This window comes from Leucobacter sp. wl10, from assembly GCF_003569785.1.
Lineage (GTDB): Bacteria > Actinomycetota > Actinomycetes > Actinomycetales > Microbacteriaceae > Leucobacter.
This window is the reverse complement of sequence record NZ_KZ983993.1, coordinates 26,827-45,706: the sequence shown is the minus strand read 5'-3', so window position 1 is coordinate 45,706 and position 18,880 is coordinate 26,827. Positions and strand designations below refer to the sequence as shown.

Genomic DNA, 18,880 nt, shown 5'->3' with positions numbered 1-18,880 from the left:
GACGCCATGAAACCACCGAGACGCCACGGAATTCACGTGATTTCCATGGCGTCTCGGAAGAACCGTGGCGTCTCGGCGGAATCACCCCGAACCAAGAAAAGAGCACCCCATGAAACTCGGCGTCTACAACGCGATCCTGCACGACCGCAGCCTGCCCGAGGCCATCGAGGTCGTGAGGCACCTCGGCCTCACGGGCATCGAGCTGAACACGGGCGGCTTCCTGCCCCCGGTCCACATCCCGAACCGCGAGGAGATCCTCTCCTCCGACACGGCCCGCGACGAGTTCCTCGGCCAGTTCGAGGGCACGGGGGTCTCCATCGCCGGCCTCAACTGCAACGGCAACCCGCTGCACCCGAAGCCCGTGATCGGCGACGCGCACGCCGCCGACGTGCGCCGCTCGATCGAGCTGGCCGCTCGCCTCGGCCAGAACCGCGTCGTCACCATGTCGGGCCTGCCCGGCGGCGAGCCCGGCGCGACCGTCGCCAACTGGGTCGTCAACGCCTGGAACTCGGCGGCGCTCGACGTGCTCGACTACCAGTGGGACATCGCCGCGAAGTTCTGGCGCGAGATGGACCGCTTCGCCGCCGACCGCGGTGTCAAGGTGGCGCTCGAGCTGCACCCGCAGAACATCGTCTTCAACTCGGCCGATGTGCACAGGCTCGTCGAGCTCACTAGTGCCACCCACGTGGGCGTCGAGCTCGACGCCTCGCACCTGTTCTGGCAGCAGATGGATCCCGTCGCCGTGGTGCGCCACCTCGGCGAGCTCGTCTTCCACGCCGCGGCCAAGGACGTGCGCGTGAACCCGCGGTGGGCGCGGCTCAACGGCGTGCTCGACAACTCGTTCCGCCGCCTGTCGCCCGAGGAGCCCCGCACCAACCTGGGCGGCGACGAGTGGGCCAATGAGTGGCCGAAGGAGTCGGCCTGGGACTTCGTCGCACTCGGCAGAGGACACGACACGACGTTCTGGACCGAGTTCCTGCGCGCCCTGCGCGAGGTCGACCCGGAGATGTGGGTCAACATCGAGCACGAGGACGTCTCGCTCGGCCGCATCGAGGGCCTCGAGGTCGCCGCGAAGGTGCTGCGCGAAGCCGACGCCGCACTGGAGGCGTAGCGGGATCCCGGATCCGCGAGAGAACCCCCGCCCCGATGCTGGTTCGGGGCGGGGGTTCTCTCGTCGAAGCGGCGCTACGGTCGATTGGACAGGTAGATGGCGCCGGTCGTCACGTCCTCCTCGAGCTCCTCGAGGGTGCGGCCGCGGGTCTCGGGCACGAACCTCCAGACGAAGAGCAGCGCGAGCGCTCCCACCGCCGCGAAGAGGTAGAAGGTTCCCGTGATGCCGACCGCGTCGACCAGGGAGAGGAAGTAGAGCGACAGGAAGCCGTTCGTCACCCACAGCATGAACACCGAGAAGCCCATGCCGAAGCCGCGCATGTGCAGCGGGAAGATCTCAGAGAGGTAGACCCACACGGCCACGTTGAGGAATGTCTGCATCGAACCGACGAACAGCACCACGAGGAACAGGATCACCCACGGGCGCAGCGGGTGCCCGACGGGCAGGGCCATCGAGGCGATGCCGATGAGCAGGTGGCTCGCCGTGGTGAGGATGAGACCGGTGATGAAGGTCTTGCGGCGGTCGAAGCGGTCCATCATGGCGAGCGCGATGATGGCGCCGATCACGGCGATCACGCCGGGGGCGATGTTGGCGACCAGCGCCGCGCTCTCGCTGAAGCCGGACTCGACGAGCACCGTCTGACCGAAGTACATGATCGAGTTGATGCCGGTGAGCTGCTGGGCGATGCCGACGCCCACGCCGATGAGCAGGATCCTCAGCAGGTTCTTGTTCGAGAAGACCGCGCGCCATCCGAGCTGCGTCTCGGCGGCCTCCTCGGCCGCGATGCGCTCGAGATCGCGCATCTCGGCCACGGCGCGATCCTCGGAGCGAACGGACTTGAGCACCGCGAGCGCCTCTGCGCCGCGCCCCTTCTCCATGAGCCATCGCGGCGACTCGGGCATGCGCAGCATGCCGAAGAACAGCGCGATGGCGGGCAGTGCGGAGATGGCGAACATGATGCGCCAGACACCGTCGAGGTCTCCGAAGACATTGCCGATGATGGCGTTCACGACGAACGCGGCGAGCTGGCCGGTGACGATCATGAACTCGTTGCGGCCTGCGAGCGAGCCGCGGATCTCGTAGGGGGCCATCTCGGCGAGGAACACCGGCACCACGGTCGACGCCCCGCCCACTGCGAGACCGAGCAGGATACGTCCGATCACGAGAACCGTGAGCCCCGGGGCGACCACGACGAACAGCGTGCCGACGAAGAAGAGCACGGCGAGCAGGATGATGGTCCTGCGGCGGCCCCAGCCGTCCGAGAGGCGGCCGCAGAACATCGCACCGATCGCGGCGGCGAAGATGAGGGAGCTCGTGACGACGCCCTCGGTGAAGGGGTTGAGGCCGAGCTCGGCGGCCATGGGGCGCAGTGCGCCGTTGATGACGCCGGTGTCGTAGCCGAAGAGCAGACCGCCGAAGGTCGCGATCAGCGCGACGAGACCGAGGCGTTTCTTGTGCGGCCCGTCGGTCAGCGGCGGCAGCGTCGATTTACTGGGGTCGAGTGTTCCTGAGGACAAGTGGGACTCCTTCGTCATTCGGGCGTCCTGCGTCGAAACAGCACGCACACCGAATCTTAACAATGTCGTTACATTTGAACAAACTTACCTTCGGGTAGGGTGGCTCGGTGATGCCGATTGTCCCCGATCTCGCCCCCTTCGCCTGGGTGCTGCTCGCGCTCGCCGCAATGCTCGTCGGCGTCTCGAAGACCGCGCTGCCGGGCATCAATACGCTCTCCATCGCCGTGTTCGCCGCCGTCCTGCCCGCGAGGGCCTCCACCGGGGCCCTCCTCCTGCTGCTCATCGTCGGCGACCTCTTCGCACTGCTCAGCTACCGGCGGCACGCCGACTGGGCCACCCTGATCAAGCTCATCCCGGCGGTGGTCGCCGGTCTCGCGATCGGCGCCCTCTTCCTCGCCGTCGCCGACGACGGCTGGGTGCGCCGGGTCATCGGCGTGATCCTGCTGCTCATCATCGCCTTCACCCTGTGGCAGCGGCGACGCGCCGCGGCGAACGGGGCCGGAGGTCCCACCACCGGGCGCTCCGGCCGATTCGGGCGCATCGGCTACGGCTCGCTCGGCGGCTTCACAACCATGGTGGCGAACGCCGGCGGCCCCGTGATGTCGATGTACTTCCTCGCCGCACGGTTCCCGGTGCGGGCGTTCCTGGGCACCGCCGCCTGGTTCTTCGCGATCATCAACCTCGCGAAGGTGCCGATCTCGGTAAGCCTGGGGCTCATCAGCCCGAGCACGCTCGTGCTCGACCTGCTGCTCGTCCCCGGCGTGATCGCCGGGGCGTTCGTGGGGCGCTGGATCGCGCTGCGCATCGAGCAGCGCGTCTTCGAGAGGGCCGTCATCGCGTGCACCGCGCTCGGCGCCGTCTACCTGCTCGTGAGTTGAGCGATCCCGCACTCCTCGCGAGAGCTCCGGGCCCGACTAGCCAACTCCACCGAATCACGGGTATCTTTGTCACGACAAATCAACCGGGCAACGGTGCCCGCCATCCACGGAGGTATACGTGACCGCAGCCGACTCTTCGAACCACACGGCTCCCCTGGCCCGCGCCGCTCGGGAGACGCCGACCGCGCTGTGGAACGACTCCGCCGATCCGAACGAACTCGCGGCCTCGATCGGCTTCGGCGCCGTGGGCGCCACCTGCAACCCCGTCATCGCCTTCACCGCGATCAGCAAGTACCCCGAGACCTGGGGCCCGCGCCTGCGCGAACTCGCCGCCGAGCACCCGACGTGGGGCGAATCGGCCCTCGGCTGGGCCGCGGTGCGCGAGCTCTCGATCGACGCGGCGAGACTGCTGCTGCCCGCGTTCGAGGCGAGCGGCGGGCGCAACGGGCGCCTCTCCATCCAGACCGATCCCCGCCTCTACCGCGACACGGCCGCGCTCGTCGAGCAGGCCGTCGAGTTCTCGCAGCTCGCCCCCAACATCATCGTCAAGATCCCGGCTACCGCGACCGGCATCGCTGCGATGGAGGAGGCCGCGTACCGCGGCGTCAGCATCAATGCGACCTGCAGCTTCACCGTGCCGCAGGCGCTCGCGGTCGGCGAGGCCCTCGAACGGGCGCTGGATCGCCGCTCGGCCGACGGCCTCCCCGAGCAGGAGTTCGGCCACGTCGTCACGATCATGGGCGGTCGCCTCGACGACTGGCTCAAGAAGTGGGCCGACCAGCAGCGCATCCTCGTCACTCCCGGCGCGCTCGACTGGGCCGGCGTCGCAGCGCTCAAGCGCGCGCACGCCATCTTCGCGGAGCGCGGCTACCGCAGCCGCGTCCTCTCCGCCGCCTTCCGCAGCTTCCTGCACTGGTCGGAGCTCGTCGGCGGCGACCTCGTCGTCTCGCCGCCGTTCGACTGGCAGGCGCGCATCAACGAGAACGGCATCCCCGCCGAGCACCGCATCGACCGCCCGGTTGCACCCGAGATCCTCGACGAGCTGGCGCGGCTCAGCGAGTTCCGCAGGGCCTACGAGCCCGACGGCATGAGCGTCGACGAGTTTCTCGACTTCGGGGCGACGCGCAACACGCTGCGCCAGTTCCTCGACGCCGACGCCCAGCTCGACGCGCTCGTGCGCGACGCGATCCTGCCGGGGGCGTAGGGGCGGGCTTCCGGCCCCGATATCGGTGCGCCGGGTCAGGCTCCCAGGAGCGCGAGCGGAATGACCGCGATCCCGTACGCACGACGGTATGCCTCCTTGCCCGAATAGATCACAACGAGATCGGCCACACGATCACCCAGTTGTCCGCGAAACCACTTCAGGTGCTTCACGTGACGGTCGTCGATGTGCGCGGAGAGCTTCACCTCGATCCCGATCACTTCTCCGTTGAGTCCCTCTACCACCAGATCGACCTCGTGGTCTCTACGCTGCAAATCGAATAGCTTTTACGCTTCACATGGAAGAGGGCATGACCCGCGCCCGCGTTCCAGACCGATCCCGGCCTCACGCTCGGCGCATCGGCTCAGGCTCAGCACGACTTGCGACAACGGGCTGAAACCGGGAAACCTGGTAGGCCCTGCACCGACCGCCTGCGATAGATACCGGATCTGTCGAAGACACGACCGTTCCCGCCGAGACGGGCACATCTTCCGCAGACCCCACGAAACACGGGAAGCGGTCACGCCGCCGCGATCAGTTCCCTGATCTTCGCGAGCTGGTACTTCGACACCTCATCGGCGCGCTCGTCCTCCGCGAACACGTTCGACACGATGAGCGCGTCCTCGCGGTCGAGGTAGCCGGTCTGCTTCAGCGTGCCGAAGAGCTCCGCCCAGTCGACGTCGCCGTCGCCGATCGCCAGGTGCTGGTGCACACGCACGGCGTTGCCGGGCGGGTTGGTGATGTAGCGCAGCGCGTTCGAGCGGGTGTGGTCGAAGCTGTCCGAGACGTAGACCGCGCCCAGGCGGTCGCCGACCTCGGGCAGCAGCGTGGCCGCCCGATCCCCGTAGTGGAAGGTGTGCGCGCCCACGTAGACGAAGCCGACCCGGTCGGTGTTCAGCCCGCGGATGATGCGCCACGCCTCGAGGCCGTCCTCGACGAAGTCGTCGGGGTGCGGATCGAAGTTGAGCTGCACCCCCTCGCGCTCGAGCACGGGGATGAGCGCCTCCATCGCTTCGTAGAAGCAGTTCTCCGACTCCTCCTCGCGCTCGGGGCGGCCCGAGAACTCGGTGTTGAGGATCGGCGCGTCGAGCTCGGCCGCGATCTCGATATAGCGGGTGGTGTTGCGGATCGCGGCGCGCAGCTGGTGCGGCTCGGGGCCGCCGAGGCGCTGCACGGGCAGCACCGAGGTGATGGTCACCCCGGCGTCGCTCGCGCGCTTCTTCAGCTTCGCGATCATGTCGCTGTCGACCTTCGGGTGGTGGAAGTGGCGCCCGAAGTCCGGGTTGGGCGTGAGCTGCAGGTACTCGTAGCCGAGCCTCGCGACGAGGTCGGGGAAATCGAGCAGGTGGACGGTGCCGTTGTAGGGCGTGGGGTCGAGTGCGATGCGGACCATGATGCTCCTTTGCTGGTGTGATGCCGGGGACTCGACGGGCTCGATCGGAGCGAACAGATCAGGCGTAGAAGGCGGGTCGCTCGGGCGCCTCGACGGGCACGACACCGCCGCCGTGCAGGGCCTTGACACCGGCCTCGCACGAGAGCGCCACGAGGTAGCCGTCCCACGCGTTGGGGCCGTCGATGAGGTCGCCGCGGCGCACCGCGTCGACCCAGCGCTGGATCTGCGCGTCGTAGGCGGCGGCGAAGCGGGTGACGAAGCTCTCGTGATCCTTCACCCGGAAGTAGCCGGCGTCCCAGCGCTGCAGGCCGGCCGGCTGGCCGATGCGGGCGATGCCCTTCTCGAACACCGCCTCGGTGGCGACCTGGTAGCCGAACTGCACGCTCACGTTCATCTCGACGTCGACGAGCACGCCGTTCTCGAGCTCCATGATCACGAGGATCGGCTCCTGCAGCCGCTCGGGGGCGAGCGAGTTGCGGCGCGGGTGCTTCACCTCGACGCTCACGACCCGCGACCCGGCGAGCCACGGCACCACGTCGAACTCGTGCACCACCGAGTCGGTGATGAGCATGTCGTTCGTGTAGCTCTCGGGCACCGACGGGTTTCGGTGCAGCGCGCGCACCATGAGCAGTTCGCCGCTCTCGCCCGAGACGACGAGGTCGCGCAGCTGCTGGTACTCGGCGTCGAAGCGGCGCATGAAGCCGAGCTGGATGTGCGGGCGGTCGAGCCGCTGCTCGATCTCGAGGATCTCGAGCGAGCTCGCGGAGTCCTGCGTCAGCGGCTTCTCGCACAGGATCGGCAGCCGCGCCTCGAGCGCGGGCTTGAGCACGGGCGCGTGGAACTGCCCGGGGGTCGCGATGAGCACGGCGTCCATCGCATCGGCCTCGATCGCGTCCTCGAGGCGCGTGAACGCGGCGGATCCCGGGGCGTCGGCCGCTGCGGCCTCTGCACGGCCGGCGTCCGGCTCGACGATGGCCGAGACGCGGGCGCCAGCGATGCGGTGGGTGATGCGCTTGACGTGGTCGGCGCCCATCATGCCGGCGCCGACGACGGCGATGCGGAGTTCTTGGGTCATTGCGGGTCCTCTCGGATGGTCAGCTGACGCGAGCGAGGTGCGTGCAGCCGAAGATGTGCTCACGCGTGCGCTTCGCGATGGGGAACGGGCGGTCGACGTCGCAGCCGTACATGTCCTGCTCGACGATCGCGAAGATCTCGGGGTCGATCCGCGCTGCGGCCTCGATCACGGGCGCGAGGTCGGGGATGCCGTGCGGCGGCTCGACCATGACGCCCTCGGCCACCGCGTCCACGAACGACGTGTCGTTCTTCAGCACGTCGAAGAGCAGCGCGGGGTCGACCTGCTTGAGATGCAGGTAGCCGATCCGCTCCGGGCGCTCCTCGATGAGCTTCACGCTGTCGCCGCCGTAGTAGGCGAAGTGACCGGTGTCGAGGCAGAGGTTCGTGTAGCGCGCATCGGTCTCGTCGAGGAAGCGGACGACCTCGCGCGTGGTGCCGATGTGGCTGTCGGCGTGCGAGTGGAACTGCTGCTTCATGCCGAACTCCTCGAGCAGCGCCTTGCCGAGCCGGTCGTGGCCCGCGGCGAGCTTCTCCCACTGCTCGTCGGTGAGGGTGCGGGGCTCGAGGTTATCTCCCGTCACGTCGCTGCGCCACAGGTCGGGGATCACGACGAGGTGCTCGGCGCCCAGCCTCGAGGCGAGGCCCGCGACGGCGAGGGCCTGATCCCAGGCCCGCTGCCACTGCTCGTCGCCCTTGTGGAAGCCGGTGAAGACCGTGCCGGCGGAGAGCTTCAGGTTGCGCTTCCCGAGCTCGTCCTCGAGCCGGTGCGGGTCAGTGGGCAGGTACCCGTAGGGTCCGAGCTCGATCCACTCGTAACCGGACTGGACTGCCTCGTCGAGGAAGCGCTCCCAGGGCACCTGCTTCGGATCGTCGGCGTGCCACACCCCCCAGGAGTCGGGGGCGGTGCCGATGCGGAGACCGGGGTTCTCGATTGCTTCGTCGCTCATCTGCTCACGCACTTTCTCGCGATGATCCATTACCGGAACATCCTAGCGCCGAATTCCGACTTTGACAGGACAATAGGCCAAAAAGAAGATGGGATTCCCTCATTCGAATCGCCCATCGGAATAAGCGCCCCGCTATTCCAGAATTCGACATCGAACTGGAATCGCACCATCGCTATTCCGGCGGGTCGGCCCCCGAGAGAGCCTCAGTTCTTCGCAAGTTTCTGAAACAAAAAATTTTGAGTGATTTTGCTTCATTTTGCTAGACTCATCAGCATGCCTCTTCGCAACCCTTCACCGGATTTCTCCGCACTCCAGCGAGAACTCATGGCCCAGGACAGCGAACGATTCTTTGGTCTTCTCACGATGTCGACTCTCGACGATTCCCGGTACCTCCACTGGGACGAGATATCCCGAAGAACCCCTCCGGCTGACCTCACACGAGACGAGTGGTGGGTTGCGCTCAAGTTCAATCGCTCCGCCCAGTCCCGCCGACTCCCCCTCAGGATGAAAGACGGCAGCGCATTCACCGTCAACCTCACCGATGAAGTCCTGCAGCTCTCGGAGGAAATCGCACGACGAGCAGGCGGAACAGTCGGCGGCGCGAAGAACGACCTCAATCGCACAGGCACCGACACCTACCTCGTACGTTCACTTCTTGAAGAATCGATTCGCTCCAGTCAGCTCGAAGGCGCTTCTACGACGCGACGCATCGCCATCGAAATGATCGATAGCGGCCGCGACCCTCAGGATGTGTCGGAGACGATGATCCTGAACAACTACATGGCCATGCAAGAAGCGAAAGCCGCTGCCGAGCGCGAGCTCACCCCAGAGCTCATCCTCGACCTGCACCGCACGCTTACAGAAGGAACTCTTGAAGATCCGTCAGGAGCAGGACAACTTCAATCACCAGACGATGCTCGTATCAGCGTGTGGGCCGGGGAGGTCTGCGTGCACGTGCCTCCGGCCGCCGAAGAACTCCCCGAGCGGTTGAACGAACTCACGCGCTTCGCGAATGGCGCACCAGAAGACTCTCCTTACTTGCCCCCCGTCGTGCGGGCAATCATCACACACTTCATGTTCGGCTACGATCACTACTTCGAAGACGGGAATGGAAGGACTGCCCGCATCGCGTTCTACTGGGCTATGCTGCACAACGACTACTGGCTCACCGAGTTCGCCACAATATCGGGCATCCTTCGAAATGCACCCGGCAAATACGGTGATGCCTATCAACATTCTGAGGACGATGACGGCGACCTCACATATTTCGTGCTCCACCAGCTTCGAGTCTTCAAGCGGGCCCTCGAACAACTGGACCGGTACATCGAAGCAAAGCGGCTGGAGAACTCTCGACTGCAGCAAGCGCTGAACAACGCAGGTGAACAACTGAATTTCCGTCAGAGCGAGATCTTGGAGTCTCTCTCCAGCCAGGAGTACACCACGGTGAGCGCCGCAACCATTGCAAACCGCTTCAACGTGACCAGTCAGACCGGCCGGAACGATTTACGAGACCTCGAAGGCCTCGGCCTCCTTCTCCGACTTCCGAAGTCACGTCCGGCGGTGTGGGTTGCCAGCGGCAACCTTGCAGAGCGTCTCGCCGATCTCCACTCACTCAATACGAGGGCGCCAGCGCCCTCTCGGTAGAGATACGCACGAAACAAAACTCTTTGTTTTGTTTTGTTTGATTTTGCTATCGCTGCCCGCCCGCAGAAGCCTTCTCCCGGGGCGGATCGAGAATGCCACGCACGAGAACCGACGGTCCCAGCGAGCGCGGTCGAAAGATATAGGATCTGCGGAAGATATGCCCGATCCGCCGGCTTGAATCGCATATCTTCCGCAGATCCCATACAAACGGCGGCCCCGATCCCGGACCCCGCGCCTCAGCCCAGCAGCGGCTTCTGCGCGGCCACCTGCTCCTCGTACTCCGCGCGGGCGCGCTGCGTCGACTCGAGCGTCGACACCTGCGGCACCGGCACGTCCCACCAGCCCGCGCCGTCGGGCGCGTAGATGAGCGGGTCGCTGTTGATGTGGATGAACGTGGCGCGGTCCGACGCCTTCGCGGTGGCGATCGCGGCCTGCAGATCCTCGATCGCCGAAGCGCCGGGTTCGACCTCGATGACGTCCATGCCGTAGCTGCGCGCGTTCATCGCGAGGTCGACCGGCAGGATCCCGCCGCCCTGGAAGTTCTTCGCGTCCTCGTCGTAGGAGCGGTACCAGGTGCCGAAACGCTCCGATCCCACGGTCTCCGAGAGGTGGCCGATCGAGGCGTAGCCGTGGTTCTGGATGAGGATCACGATGATCTTGATGCCCTCGGCCACCGCCGTGACGAGCTCGGTGTTGAGCATGAGATACGAGCCGTCGCCCACCATCACGATCACGTCGCGGTCGTCGCCATCGGCGAGCAGGCCGCGCTTCGCACCGAGGCCGCCCGCGATCTCGTAGCCCATGCACGAGTAGGCGTACTCGACGTGGTAGCCGAGCGGGTCGCGCACCCGCCACAGCTTGTGCAGGTCGCCCGGCAGCGATCCCGCCGCCTGCACGATCACGTCCTCGGGCGCGGAGGCCTGCTGCACAGCGCCGATGATCTCGGGCTGGCCTGGCAGCGTGAGCCCGGAGGGCGCGAAGGCCTCGTCCACGGTCGCGTCCCACTCGGCCTTCTCGCGCGCGACGCGCTCGGCATAGTCGGCGTCGACGCGCAGATCGGCGAGCTCGTCCGAGAGCTCGAGGATCGCCTCGCGGGCGTCGGCGACCACGGGGAGCTGCGTGCCGTGCTTGTGGGCGTCGAACGACGCCACGTTGATGTTCACGAAGCGCACGTCGGGGTTCTGGAACGCGGTGCGCGACGCGGTCGTGAAGTCGCTGTAGCGCGTGCCGATCCCGATGATCAGGTCGGCCTCGGCCGCGATCCGATTCGCCGCGAGCGTGCCGGTCGCGCCGATGCCGCCGAGGTTCTGCGGGTGATCCCACGTGAGCACGCCCCCGCCCGCCTGCGAGGTTCCGACGGGGATGCCTGTCGCCTCGACGAACGCGCGCAGCTGCTCCTCGGCGCCGGAGTAGAGCACCCCTCCGCCCGCCACGATGAGCGGCCGCTTCGCCTCGCGGATCGCCCGCACCGCCGCGGCGAGCGCGTCGCGCTCGGGTCGTGGCCGGCGGATCCGCCACTCCCGCGGCTGCAGGAACTCGATCGGCACGTCCATCGCCTCGGCCTGCACGTCCTCGGGTAGCGCGATCGTCACGGCGCCCGTCTCGGCGGGATCCGTGAGCACGCGCATCGCGGCGAGCGCGATCGAGAACAGCTGCTCGGGGCGCTGCACGCGGTCGAAGAACTTGGAGACGGGCCGGAACGCGTCGTTGACGGTGAGCCCGATGTCGTGCGGCTGCTCGAGCTGCTGCAGCACCGGATCGGCGACGCGCGTGGCGAAGGTGTCGCTCGGCAGCAGCAGCGCGGGCAGGCGGTTGGTCGTCGCGAGGGCCGCGCCCGTCAGCAGGTTCGTGGCGCCCGGGCCGACGGAGGCTGCGGCCGCGTAGGTGCCGCGGCGTCGGTGCATGCGGGCGTAGCCCACCGCCTGGTGCACCATCGCCTGCTCGTTGCGGGCCTGGTAGTAGGGCATGAGATCCGGCCGATCGACATTGAGCTGCTTGAGCGCCTGACCCACGCCTGCGACGTTGCCGTGGCCGAAGATGCCGAAGGTGCCCGGGATGGTGCGCTCGCGGATCCCGGTGCCGTCGACGGCGCGATCGACCGTCCACTGATTCGCCAGGAACTCGACGAGCGCCTGGCTGACGGTCATTCGACGGGTGGTCATCGTGCGGCCTCCGTGTCGGTGCGGGCGGTGAAGGGGAGCCTGGAATCGAGCTGCTGGCCCTCCCAGGCGTTGCGCACCCAGCCGTGGGCGGGGTCGTCGCTGATGAGCCAGGTGCGCTCGGGATCGGGCCCGGCCATCACGTTGAGGTAGTACATGTCGTAGCCCGGCGCCGCGACCGCGGGGCCGTGATAGCCGTACGGCACGAGAGCGACGTCGCCGGTCTTCACCTGGGAGTCGATCTCGATCCGCCCCGCGGGCGACGAGTAGGTGCTGAACAGGCCGAAGGCGTGCTCCTCGCTCACGCCCTCGGGCGCGCCCTCGGCGGGCGCGACCTCGAAGTAGTAGATCTCCTCGAGCTGCGACTCGTGGCCGGGGTTGTGCTCGTCGTGCTTGTGGGGCGGATACGACGACCAGTTCTCGGCCGGCGTGATCACCTCGACCACGATGAAGCGGGCCGCGTCGAGCGCCTCCTTGCGGCCGAAGTTGTGCACCTGGCGGCTCGAGGCGCCGGCACCGCGCAGCTCGACCGGCACCTCCTCGACCGGCATGTACCGCGAGGGCCGGACGGGGTACGCGCCGTCGAGGGGCACCGGCGAGGTGGCCACGAGGAAGCGGCTCTGGCCCCCGGAGGTCGCCGTGACGGCGCCCGTCGCCGCGGCCGAGAGATAGAGCACGTCGGTCGGGCCGTCGAACACGGAGGCGCGGCCGACGAGCTCGGTGACCGTCTGCTCGCCGTTCTCGGCGTGCGTCACCGAGAACGAGCCGCAGAGAGGAACGATCAGACGCTCGACGCCGGTGCCCTCGAGTTCGAGGGACTCTCCCCGCTCGAGCCTGCCCACTCGAATGCCGGTGTGCTCCCAGCCCGGGATGCGCTCGTCGACCACGGTCTCCCAACCGCCCTCGGCGAGCTCGCCGCGGCGGTGGAACCAGCGCTCGGCCTGCTGCGTCATGTCGCCCCTCTCTCCGTCGTTCTCAGTCGTTCTGCGGGAATCCGAGGTTGATGCCGCCGTGGGTGGCGGGATCGAGCCAGCGGCTGGTGATCGCCTTCTCGCGGGTGAAGAACTCGAAGCCCTGCACGCCGTACGCCTTCGAGTCGCCGAACAGCGAGGCCTTCCAGCCGCCGAAGGAGTGGTAGGCGACCGGCACCGGGATCGGCACGTTGATGCCGATCATGCCGACCTGGATCTCGTGCTGGAAGCGGCGGGCCGCGCCGCCGTCGTTCGTGAAGATGGCGGTGCCGTTGCCGAACGCGCCCGAGTTGATGAGGTTCACGCCCTCCTCGAAGGTCTTGACGCGCACGATCTCGAGCACCGGGCCGAAGATCTCCTCGGTGTAGGCGCGCGAGGTCGTGGGGAGGTTGTCGATGAGCGTGGGACCGACGAAGAAGCCGCCCTCGTGGCCGTCGACCGTGAAGTCGCGGCCGTCGACGACGATGGTCGCGCCGTCCTGCTCCGCGATGTCGATGTAGCCCGTGACCTTGTCGCGGTGCACGTCGGTGATGAGCGGGCCCATGTCGGGCTCGGGGGTCGACGCTCCGTTGCCGATGCTGAGCTTCGCGATGCGCTCCTTGACCTTCTCGATCAGCTCGTCGGCGACCGGCTCGACGGCCAGCACGACGGAGATCGCCATGCACCGCTCGCCCGCGGCGCCGTAGCCCGCGTTGATGGCCTGGTCGGCGACGAGGTCGAGGTCGGCGTCGGGGAGCACCAGCATGTGGTTCTTCGCGCCGCCGAGCGCCTGCACGCGCTTGCCGTGCTTCGAGGCGGTCTCGTAGATGTACTGGGCGATCGGGGTCGAGCCGACGAACGAGATCGAGTCGACGTCGGGCGAGGTGAGCAGGCCGTCGACGGCGAGCTTGTCCCCGTTGAGCACGGTGAACACGCCGTCGGGCAGACCGGCTTCCTTCCACAGCTCGGCGAGCCACAGCGATGCCGAGGGATCCTTCTCGCTCGGCTTCACGATGACCGCGTTGCCCGCGGCGATGGCGATCGGGAAGAACCACATCGGCACCATGGCGGGGAAGTTGAAGGGCGAGATGATGCCGGCCACGCCGATCGGCTGCTTGATCGAGTAGACGTCGATGCCGGTCGACGCGTTCTCGGAGAACGCTCCCTTGATGAGGTGGGGGAAGCCGGTCGCGAGCTCCACGACCTCCTGGCCGCGGAGGATCTCGCCCATGGCGTCCGAGAGCACCTTGCCGTGCTCGGCCGTGATGATCGCGCCGAGCTCGCTCTTGCGCGCGTTCAGCAGCTCGCGGAACTTGAAGATGACGTTCTGGCGCTTCGCCATCGACATCTCGCTCCACAGCTCGAAGCCGCGCCGCGCCGAGGAGACGGCCTCGGCGATCTCGGCCTCGTCGGCCAGCGCGACGTGCGCCTGCACCTCACCGGTGGCGGGGTTGTAGACGGGGGCGGTGCGGCCGCTCGCCGACTCGCGGCGGGCGCCGTCGATCCAGTGCGGGATCACGGGGAGGTCGGTGCTCATGGGGTTCCCTTCGGTGGAGGTGTGTGTCCGCGTATTCTGCGCGGAGCCACTGACATTCTTATCGGTAAACGGGCTTTCGCGGGAGGGTCGGGGCGATCGGATCTGCGACGCGCTCCGACCCCGCGCTACGCGAGACCCCGGTGCACGAGGCGCGCGGCGGTGTCGACGGCCGCCGCCACGTCGTCGTCGTGCGGGTAGAGGAGCGTGCGGCCGACGGTGAGGCCGCGCACGCCGGGCAGCGCGAGCGCCCGCTCCCACGAGGTGAAGGTCTCGTCGGGATCGCCGCCGTTGTCGCCGCCGAGCAGCAGCGTCGGCATGGTGGTGGCCGCCATCACGCGCTCCATGTCGTGCACCACCGGCAGCTTCATCCAGGTGTAGGCGCTCGAGTTGCCGAGACCGGAGGCGATGGCGGTCGAGAGGATCACCGCGTCGGCCGAGAGGTCGTTGACCACCCTGCCGTCGATCCGGCGGCTCATGAAGGGCTCGAGCATGATGGGCAGCTCGGCCGCGGCCGCCGCGTCGACGGCCCTGGCCGTGGCCTCGAGCGTGGAGGCGGTGCCCGCGTCGTCCAGGTCGACGCGGATGAGGGTCTTCGCGAAGTCGATGCCCTGCCGCTTCATGGCGGGCACGTCGTAAGCGGTGTAGCGGTCGTCCATCTCGAACGAGGCGCCGCGCAGGCCGCCGCGATTCATGGAGCCCACCACGATCTTGTCTTCGAGCAGGCCGAGCGCCGCGAGGTCGTCGATGACGTCGGGGGTGCCGAGCACGCCGTCGACGCCGGGACGCGAGACGGCGAGCGCCATGCGCTCGAGCAGCTCGTAGCGGTCGGCCATGGCGGTGGGGTTCGACCCGACCGCGACGGCGCCGCGGGCCGGGTGATCGGCGGCCACGATGAAGAGCCTGCCGTCGCCGCGGATCACCTCGCGGCGCTTGCGCCCCGCGAGGGCCCGGCCGACGGCCGCGGGGTCGGCCGCGCGGATCTCGCGCAGGCGCTCGAAGCCGGCTTCGTCCACCACTCGTTCGGCCATCTCAGGCTCCCTCCGCCAGAACGGCTTCGACCTCGGCCGCCTCGGGCATGGCCGTGGAGCACTCGAGACGAGTGGCCACGATCGCGCCCGCCACGTTGGCGAAGCGGAGCACGCGCTCGAGACCCCACCCCTCGAGCAGGCCGTGGCAGAGCGCGCCGCCGAAGGCGTCGCCCGACCCGAGGCCGTTAACGACGTCGACGACGTGCGGGGGCACCTCGACCCGCTCGTCACGGGTCTTGGCCAGCACGCCCTTGGGGCCCTGCTTCACGATGGCGAGCTCGATGCCGCGCTCGAGCAGGGCGTCGGCGGCGCGGTCGGGTTCGATCTCGCCGACCGCGACCTCGCACTCCTCGCGATTGCCCACCGCCACCGTCGACTTCTCGAGCCCCAGAGCGGCCTGAGCGGACGCCTCGGCGGGATCCTCCCAGAACATGGGCCGGTAGTCGAGGTCGAAGACGGTGTGCCGCCGCCGCCCGCGCGCCTCGAGCGCGGCGTGGTGGGCGGTGCGGCTCGGCTCCTCGCTCAGGCCGGTGAGGGTGAACCAGAGGATCCTGGCCCCGCCCACCGCGTCGAGGTCGAGGTCCGCGCTCTCGATCTGCAGATCGGGGGCCTTGGGCTGCCGGTAGAAGTACAGCGGGAAGTCGTCTGGCGGGAAGATCTCGCAGAAGGTGACGGGGGTCGAGTACCGCGGGTCGACCCCCACCTCGCGCGGATCGACGCCGAGGCGATCGAGCTCTCGCAGTAGGTAGCGGCCGAAGGGGTCGTCGCCCACGCGCGAGATCAGCGCGGCGGAGCGCCCGTACTTGGCGGCGGCCACCGAGACGTTCGCCGCGCTGCCGCCGAGGTATTTGCCGAAGCTTTCGACGTCTTCGAGCGGCCCCTGCTGCAGCGGGTAGATGTCCACTCCCAGCCTGCCCATCGCCAGCACGTCGTCAGGACGCCGCTGCTCCGACATTCGCTACCCGCCTTCCGAGGTGACGCGCCGCGCGAGCTGCGCCGCTGCATTTGTCTTAACAATAGCACGAACGTTTCCGGTGCACTCCGTCATGGGCGCCAGGAGGTAATGTTGTCCTCACAAAGCGTCGCCGGATCGGCCGATCAGCGCCGCTCGATGCTCCAAGGAGGGACCATGAGCTCCGCACCCGTGTGGCCGGACGAGCTGTTCACCGACCTCGACCGCAGCGGCCCGGTCCCCCTCTACTTCCAGATCTCCAGCCGCCTCGAGCGCGCGATCCGGGAAGGCGTCATCCCCGCGGGCGCCCGGCTCGAGAACGAGATCTCCATCGGCGAGCGCCTCGGCCTCTCGCGCCCCACGGTGCGCCGGGCCATCCAGGAGCTCGTCAGCAAGGGCCTCCTCGTGCGGCGCCGGGGCATCGGCACCCAGGTGGTGCAGGCGCGCGTGAGCCGGCCGGTCGAGCTCACGAGTCTGCACGAGGATCTCACCCGCACCGGGCACCACCCCTCGACGAGGGTGCTCTCGCTCGAGCGCGTCATCGCGGACGAGGACGCGGCGCAGCGCCTCCACGTCGAGCCGGGGGACGAGATCACCCGACTGCGCCGGCTGCGCAGCGCGGACGGCACCCCGATGGCGATCCTCGAGAACCTCCTCCCCCCGGAGTTCTCCGGCCTCACGGCCGAGCAGCTCGAGCGGCAGGGCCTGTACGAGATCCTGCGGGCGCGCGGCATCACGATCAAGATCGCGAACCAGGTGATCGGAGCGCGGCGCACGCACGGCGACGAGCACGAACTGCTCGAGATCGCGAAGGGCAGCCCGCTGCTGACGATGGATCGCGTGGCCTTCGACCACGGCGGGCGCGTCGTCGAGGCCGGCCACCACTGCTACCGCCCGGATCTCTACTCCTTCGAGACGACGCTCGTCTCGCGCTAGCCCGCGCCGCGTCCGCCCGATCCTCCCCCGGCTCGGAAACCCTCGCTCAGCTCGGGAATCCGGATCCCGTCCGGAGAGCGATCCCGCTCCGACCAGGGGCCGGCCTGCCAGCGGCCGAGGGCGGCCGCCGGGGTCGGTCGGACGAGCACCGGAGCGCGGCAGAGCGTCCGATGAGGTACGGCTAGCGCCCCAGCAACTCGAGGTAGACCTCGAGCAGGCGCTCGGCGGAGACGTCCCAGCTGCGCCCCAGCGCGTGGGCCCTGGCGGCCTCGCCCATGCGCTTGGTCAGTTCCTCGTCGCCGAGCAGACGCTCGATCGCCTCGGCCCAGGCGCGCGGATCGTCGACGCCGGCCTCGCCTCCGGGGATCAGCATCCCCGTCTCGCCGTCGGCCACGGCCTCGCGCAGACCCCCGGTATCGCGGGCGATCACGGGGATCCCCGAGGCGGCCGCCTCGAGCGCGACGAGCCCGAAGGTCTCCGAGTGCGAGGGCACGAGCATGATGTCGGCGCGGTGGATCCGCTCCGCGAGGTCGCTGCGGCGCAGCGCGCCGTCGAAGGCGGTGGTGCCGAGCATCCCGTGGCGCGCGACGGCCTCGTGGAGCGCGCGCACGTAGTCGTCGCCGTCGGGCGGCGGGGCGCCCACGATGCGCAGCACCGGGCGCCGATCCGGATCGATGGCCGCCACGGCGTCGATGACGAGATCGAAGCCCTTCAGCGGGTGCAGCCTGCCGACCACGATCGCCTCGGGGCGGCCGCCGCTGATCAGCCAGTCGCGATCCTCGTCGCACTCCCGTCTGACGCAGGGGTGGAAGAGCTCGGTGTCGACCCCCAGGGGCACCACGCGCACACGGTCCGCGTCACCCTCGAGCCGCTGGAGCACGGTGCGCCGCTCTGCCTTGCTCACGGCGATCACGAGATCCGCCTCGCGCGCGAGCAGGCGCTCCCCGGCGAGGCGCCCCGGCGATTCGGGGCGCTCGCCCTCGCCGAGGGGCGACTCGGGCGGGGCGGCGATGGAGTGGTAGCTCTGCACGAGCGGGATGCGGAAGCGTCGGGCGACGGGGAGCGCGGCGATGCCCGAGAACCAGTGCTCGGCGTGCAGCAGATCCACCGGGCTGCGCCGCAGCTCGGCGTCGAGCAGCTCGCCGAACCGCTCCATCACGCCCTCGTGCTCGCCCTTCGCCAGCAGGCGTGCCGGGCCGGCGTCGAGGTGCACCACGGTGAGGCCGGGCCGCAGCTCGGTGCGGCGGGGCAGCGCCGGATCGCTGCGCCGGGTGAAGATCAGCACCTCGTGGCCGGCTCGCGCCAGGGCGTCGGCCTGCGCGCGCACCACTACGTTCATCCCCCCGGCGTCCTTCGTGCCCGGCACGTCGAGCGGCGAGGTGTGCAGCATGACGAAGCCGATGCGGAGCGGGTCGTGTTCCATACGTCGAGGGTATCGGGTGACGCAGCAGCAGCAGCAGTCGCTCATTTCTAGATTGTCAACAATTTACAATCCTGCTACACTGAGGGCGTGCCTGCGTACGATCCGGCCCCTCTTCCCGAGCCCGCAGCCG

At 68.5% G+C, this 18,880-nt stretch carries 16 protein-coding genes; 5 read left to right on the top strand and 11 right to left on the bottom strand.

What is annotated here, in order from left to right; genetic code table 11:
• Window positions 1-109: 109 nt before the first annotated feature.
• Window positions 110-1,111 carry a sugar phosphate isomerase/epimerase family protein gene (locus D1J51_RS08200; RefSeq protein WP_119074708.1) on the top strand — a complete coding sequence of 334 codons (1,002 nt, stop codon included), beginning with the start codon at window positions 110-112 and terminating at the stop codon, window positions 1,109-1,111.
• 74 nt (window positions 1,112-1,185) lie between these two features.
• On the opposite strand, the gene D1J51_RS08195 is transcribed toward D1J51_RS08200, so the two are convergent.
• Window positions 1,186-2,646, bottom strand: a complete 1,461-nt coding sequence (locus D1J51_RS08195) for a sugar porter family MFS transporter (protein WP_119074707.1) — start codon at window positions 2,644-2,646, stop codon at window positions 1,186-1,188.
• A gap of 92 nt (window positions 2,647-2,738) precedes the next feature.
• Here D1J51_RS08195 and D1J51_RS08190 point away from each other — a divergent pair, with 92 nt between their 5' ends.
• Window positions 2,739-3,506, top strand: a complete 768-nt coding sequence (locus D1J51_RS08190) for a sulfite exporter TauE/SafE family protein (RefSeq protein WP_119074706.1) — start codon at window positions 2,739-2,741, stop codon at window positions 3,504-3,506.
• Between the two features lie 118 nt (window positions 3,507-3,624).
• Window positions 3,625-4,710 (top strand): transaldolase family protein, encoded by a 1,086-nt coding sequence (locus tag D1J51_RS08185; protein WP_119074705.1) that lies wholly within the window; start codon window positions 3,625-3,627, stop codon window positions 4,708-4,710.
• Window positions 4,711-4,745: 35 nt separating this feature from the next.
• Here the strand turns inward: D1J51_RS08185 and D1J51_RS08180 are convergent, their stop codons facing one another.
• The 4 genes from D1J51_RS08180 to D1J51_RS08165 all read right to left on the bottom strand — a co-directional run bounded on the left by D1J51_RS08180 (window position 4,746) and on the right by D1J51_RS08165 (window position 8,121).
• Window positions 4,746-4,982: a hypothetical protein gene (locus tag D1J51_RS08180; protein WP_205547832.1), complete on the bottom strand. Its 237-nt coding sequence runs from the start codon at window positions 4,980-4,982 to the stop codon at window positions 4,746-4,748.
• Between the two features lie 245 nt (window positions 4,983-5,227).
• Window positions 5,228-6,100, bottom strand: coding sequence for a sugar phosphate isomerase/epimerase family protein (locus D1J51_RS08175; RefSeq protein ID WP_119074703.1), 873 nt, complete (start codon window positions 6,098-6,100; stop codon window positions 5,228-5,230).
• Window positions 6,101-6,158: 58 nt separating this feature from the next.
• Window positions 6,159-7,175, bottom strand: coding sequence for a Gfo/Idh/MocA family protein (locus D1J51_RS08170; protein WP_119074702.1), 1,017 nt, complete (start codon window positions 7,173-7,175; stop codon window positions 6,159-6,161).
• Between the two features lie 19 nt (window positions 7,176-7,194).
• Complete coding sequence (locus tag D1J51_RS08165) at window positions 7,195-8,121, bottom strand: sugar phosphate isomerase/epimerase family protein (protein ID WP_205547830.1); 927 nt, start codon at window positions 8,119-8,121, stop codon at window positions 7,195-7,197.
• A 273-nt stretch (window positions 8,122-8,394) separates the two neighbouring features.
• Between D1J51_RS08165 and D1J51_RS08160 the strand changes: the two genes are divergently transcribed.
• A complete protein-coding gene (locus D1J51_RS08160; protein WP_119074700.1) occupies window positions 8,395-9,765 on the top strand; it encodes a Fic family protein in 1,371 nt (456 codons plus the stop codon).
• Window positions 9,766-10,001: 236 nt separating this feature from the next.
• Here D1J51_RS08160 and iolD read toward each other — a convergent pair whose 3' ends face one another.
• The 5 genes from iolD to iolC all read right to left on the bottom strand — a co-directional run bounded on the left by iolD (window position 10,002) and on the right by iolC (window position 16,394).
• On the bottom strand, window positions 10,002-11,927 hold the full coding sequence (gene iolD / locus D1J51_RS08155) for a 3D-(3,5/4)-trihydroxycyclohexane-1,2-dione acylhydrolase (decyclizing) (RefSeq protein WP_119074699.1): 1,926 nt from the start codon (window positions 11,925-11,927) through the stop codon (window positions 10,002-10,004).
• Complete coding sequence (gene iolB / locus D1J51_RS08150; RefSeq protein ID WP_119074698.1) at window positions 11,924-12,877, bottom strand: 5-deoxy-glucuronate isomerase; 954 nt, start codon at window positions 12,875-12,877, stop codon at window positions 11,924-11,926. The genes iolD and iolB overlap by 4 nt, the downstream gene beginning before the upstream one ends.
• A gap of 22 nt (window positions 12,878-12,899) precedes the next feature.
• The gene (locus tag D1J51_RS08145; protein ID WP_119074697.1) at window positions 12,900-14,411 is read right to left on the bottom strand and encodes a CoA-acylating methylmalonate-semialdehyde dehydrogenase; all 1,512 of its coding nucleotides are present in this window, start codon (window positions 14,409-14,411) and stop codon (window positions 12,900-12,902) included.
• A gap of 125 nt (window positions 14,412-14,536) precedes the next feature.
• Window positions 14,537-15,439 (bottom strand): Cgl0159 family (beta/alpha)8-fold protein, encoded by a 903-nt coding sequence (locus D1J51_RS08140; protein ID WP_162903721.1) that lies wholly within the window; start codon window positions 15,437-15,439, stop codon window positions 14,537-14,539.
• 1 nt (window position 15,440) lies between these two features.
• Window positions 15,441-16,394, bottom strand: a complete 954-nt coding sequence (gene iolC, locus D1J51_RS08135) for a 5-dehydro-2-deoxygluconokinase (RefSeq protein ID WP_119074696.1) — start codon at window positions 16,392-16,394, stop codon at window positions 15,441-15,443.
• Between the two features lie 174 nt (window positions 16,395-16,568).
• Between iolC and D1J51_RS08130 the strand changes: the two genes are divergently transcribed.
• Entirely contained in the window at window positions 16,569-17,327 is a 759-nt protein-coding gene (locus D1J51_RS08130; protein ID WP_119074695.1) for a GntR family transcriptional regulator, read from the top strand.
• Window positions 17,328-17,508: 181 nt separating this feature from the next.
• Here the strand turns inward: D1J51_RS08130 and D1J51_RS08125 are convergent, their stop codons facing one another.
• Window positions 17,509-18,750, bottom strand: a complete 1,242-nt coding sequence (locus D1J51_RS08125; RefSeq protein ID WP_119074694.1) for a glycosyltransferase — start codon at window positions 18,748-18,750, stop codon at window positions 17,509-17,511.
• Window positions 18,751-18,880: the final 130 nt, after the last annotated feature.

Bases quoted from the DNA above. Each gene is read 5' to 3' on its own strand.
- D1J51_RS08195 (WP_119074707.1), bottom strand. From the start codon at position 2,646: ATGACGAAGGAGTCCCACTTGTCCTCAGGAACACTCGACCCCAGTAAA.
- D1J51_RS08175 (WP_119074703.1), bottom strand. From the start codon at position 6,100: ATGGTCCGCATCGCACTCGACCCCACGCCCTACAACGGCACCGTCCAC.
- D1J51_RS08125 (WP_119074694.1), bottom strand. From the start codon at position 18,750: ATGGAACACGACCCGCTCCGCATCGGCTTCGTCATGCTGCACACCTCG.
- D1J51_RS08165 (WP_205547830.1), bottom strand. From the start codon at position 8,121: ATGAGCGACGAAGCAATCGAGAACCCCGGTCTCCGCATCGGCACCGCC.
- D1J51_RS08200 (WP_119074708.1), top strand. From the start codon at position 110: ATGAAACTCGGCGTCTACAACGCGATCCTGCACGACCGCAGCCTGCCC.
- D1J51_RS08170 (WP_119074702.1), bottom strand. From the start codon at position 7,175: ATGACCCAAGAACTCCGCATCGCCGTCGTCGGCGCCGGCATGATGGGC.
- D1J51_RS08160 (WP_119074700.1), top strand. From the start codon at position 8,395: ATGCCTCTTCGCAACCCTTCACCGGATTTCTCCGCACTCCAGCGAGAA.
- D1J51_RS08130 (WP_119074695.1), top strand. From the start codon at position 16,569: ATGAGCTCCGCACCCGTGTGGCCGGACGAGCTGTTCACCGACCTCGAC.
- D1J51_RS08140 (WP_162903721.1), bottom strand. From the start codon at position 15,439: ATGGCCGAACGAGTGGTGGACGAAGCCGGCTTCGAGCGCCTGCGCGAG.
- D1J51_RS08145 (WP_119074697.1), bottom strand. From the start codon at position 14,411: ATGAGCACCGACCTCCCCGTGATCCCGCACTGGATCGACGGCGCCCGC.
- D1J51_RS08190 (WP_119074706.1), top strand. From the start codon at position 2,739: ATGCCGATTGTCCCCGATCTCGCCCCCTTCGCCTGGGTGCTGCTCGCG.
- iolD (WP_119074699.1), bottom strand. From the start codon at position 11,927: ATGACCACCCGTCGAATGACCGTCAGCCAGGCGCTCGTCGAGTTCCTG.
- iolC (WP_119074696.1), bottom strand. From the start codon at position 16,394: ATGTCGGAGCAGCGGCGTCCTGACGACGTGCTGGCGATGGGCAGGCTG.
- iolB (WP_119074698.1), bottom strand. From the start codon at position 12,877: ATGACGCAGCAGGCCGAGCGCTGGTTCCACCGCCGCGGCGAGCTCGCC.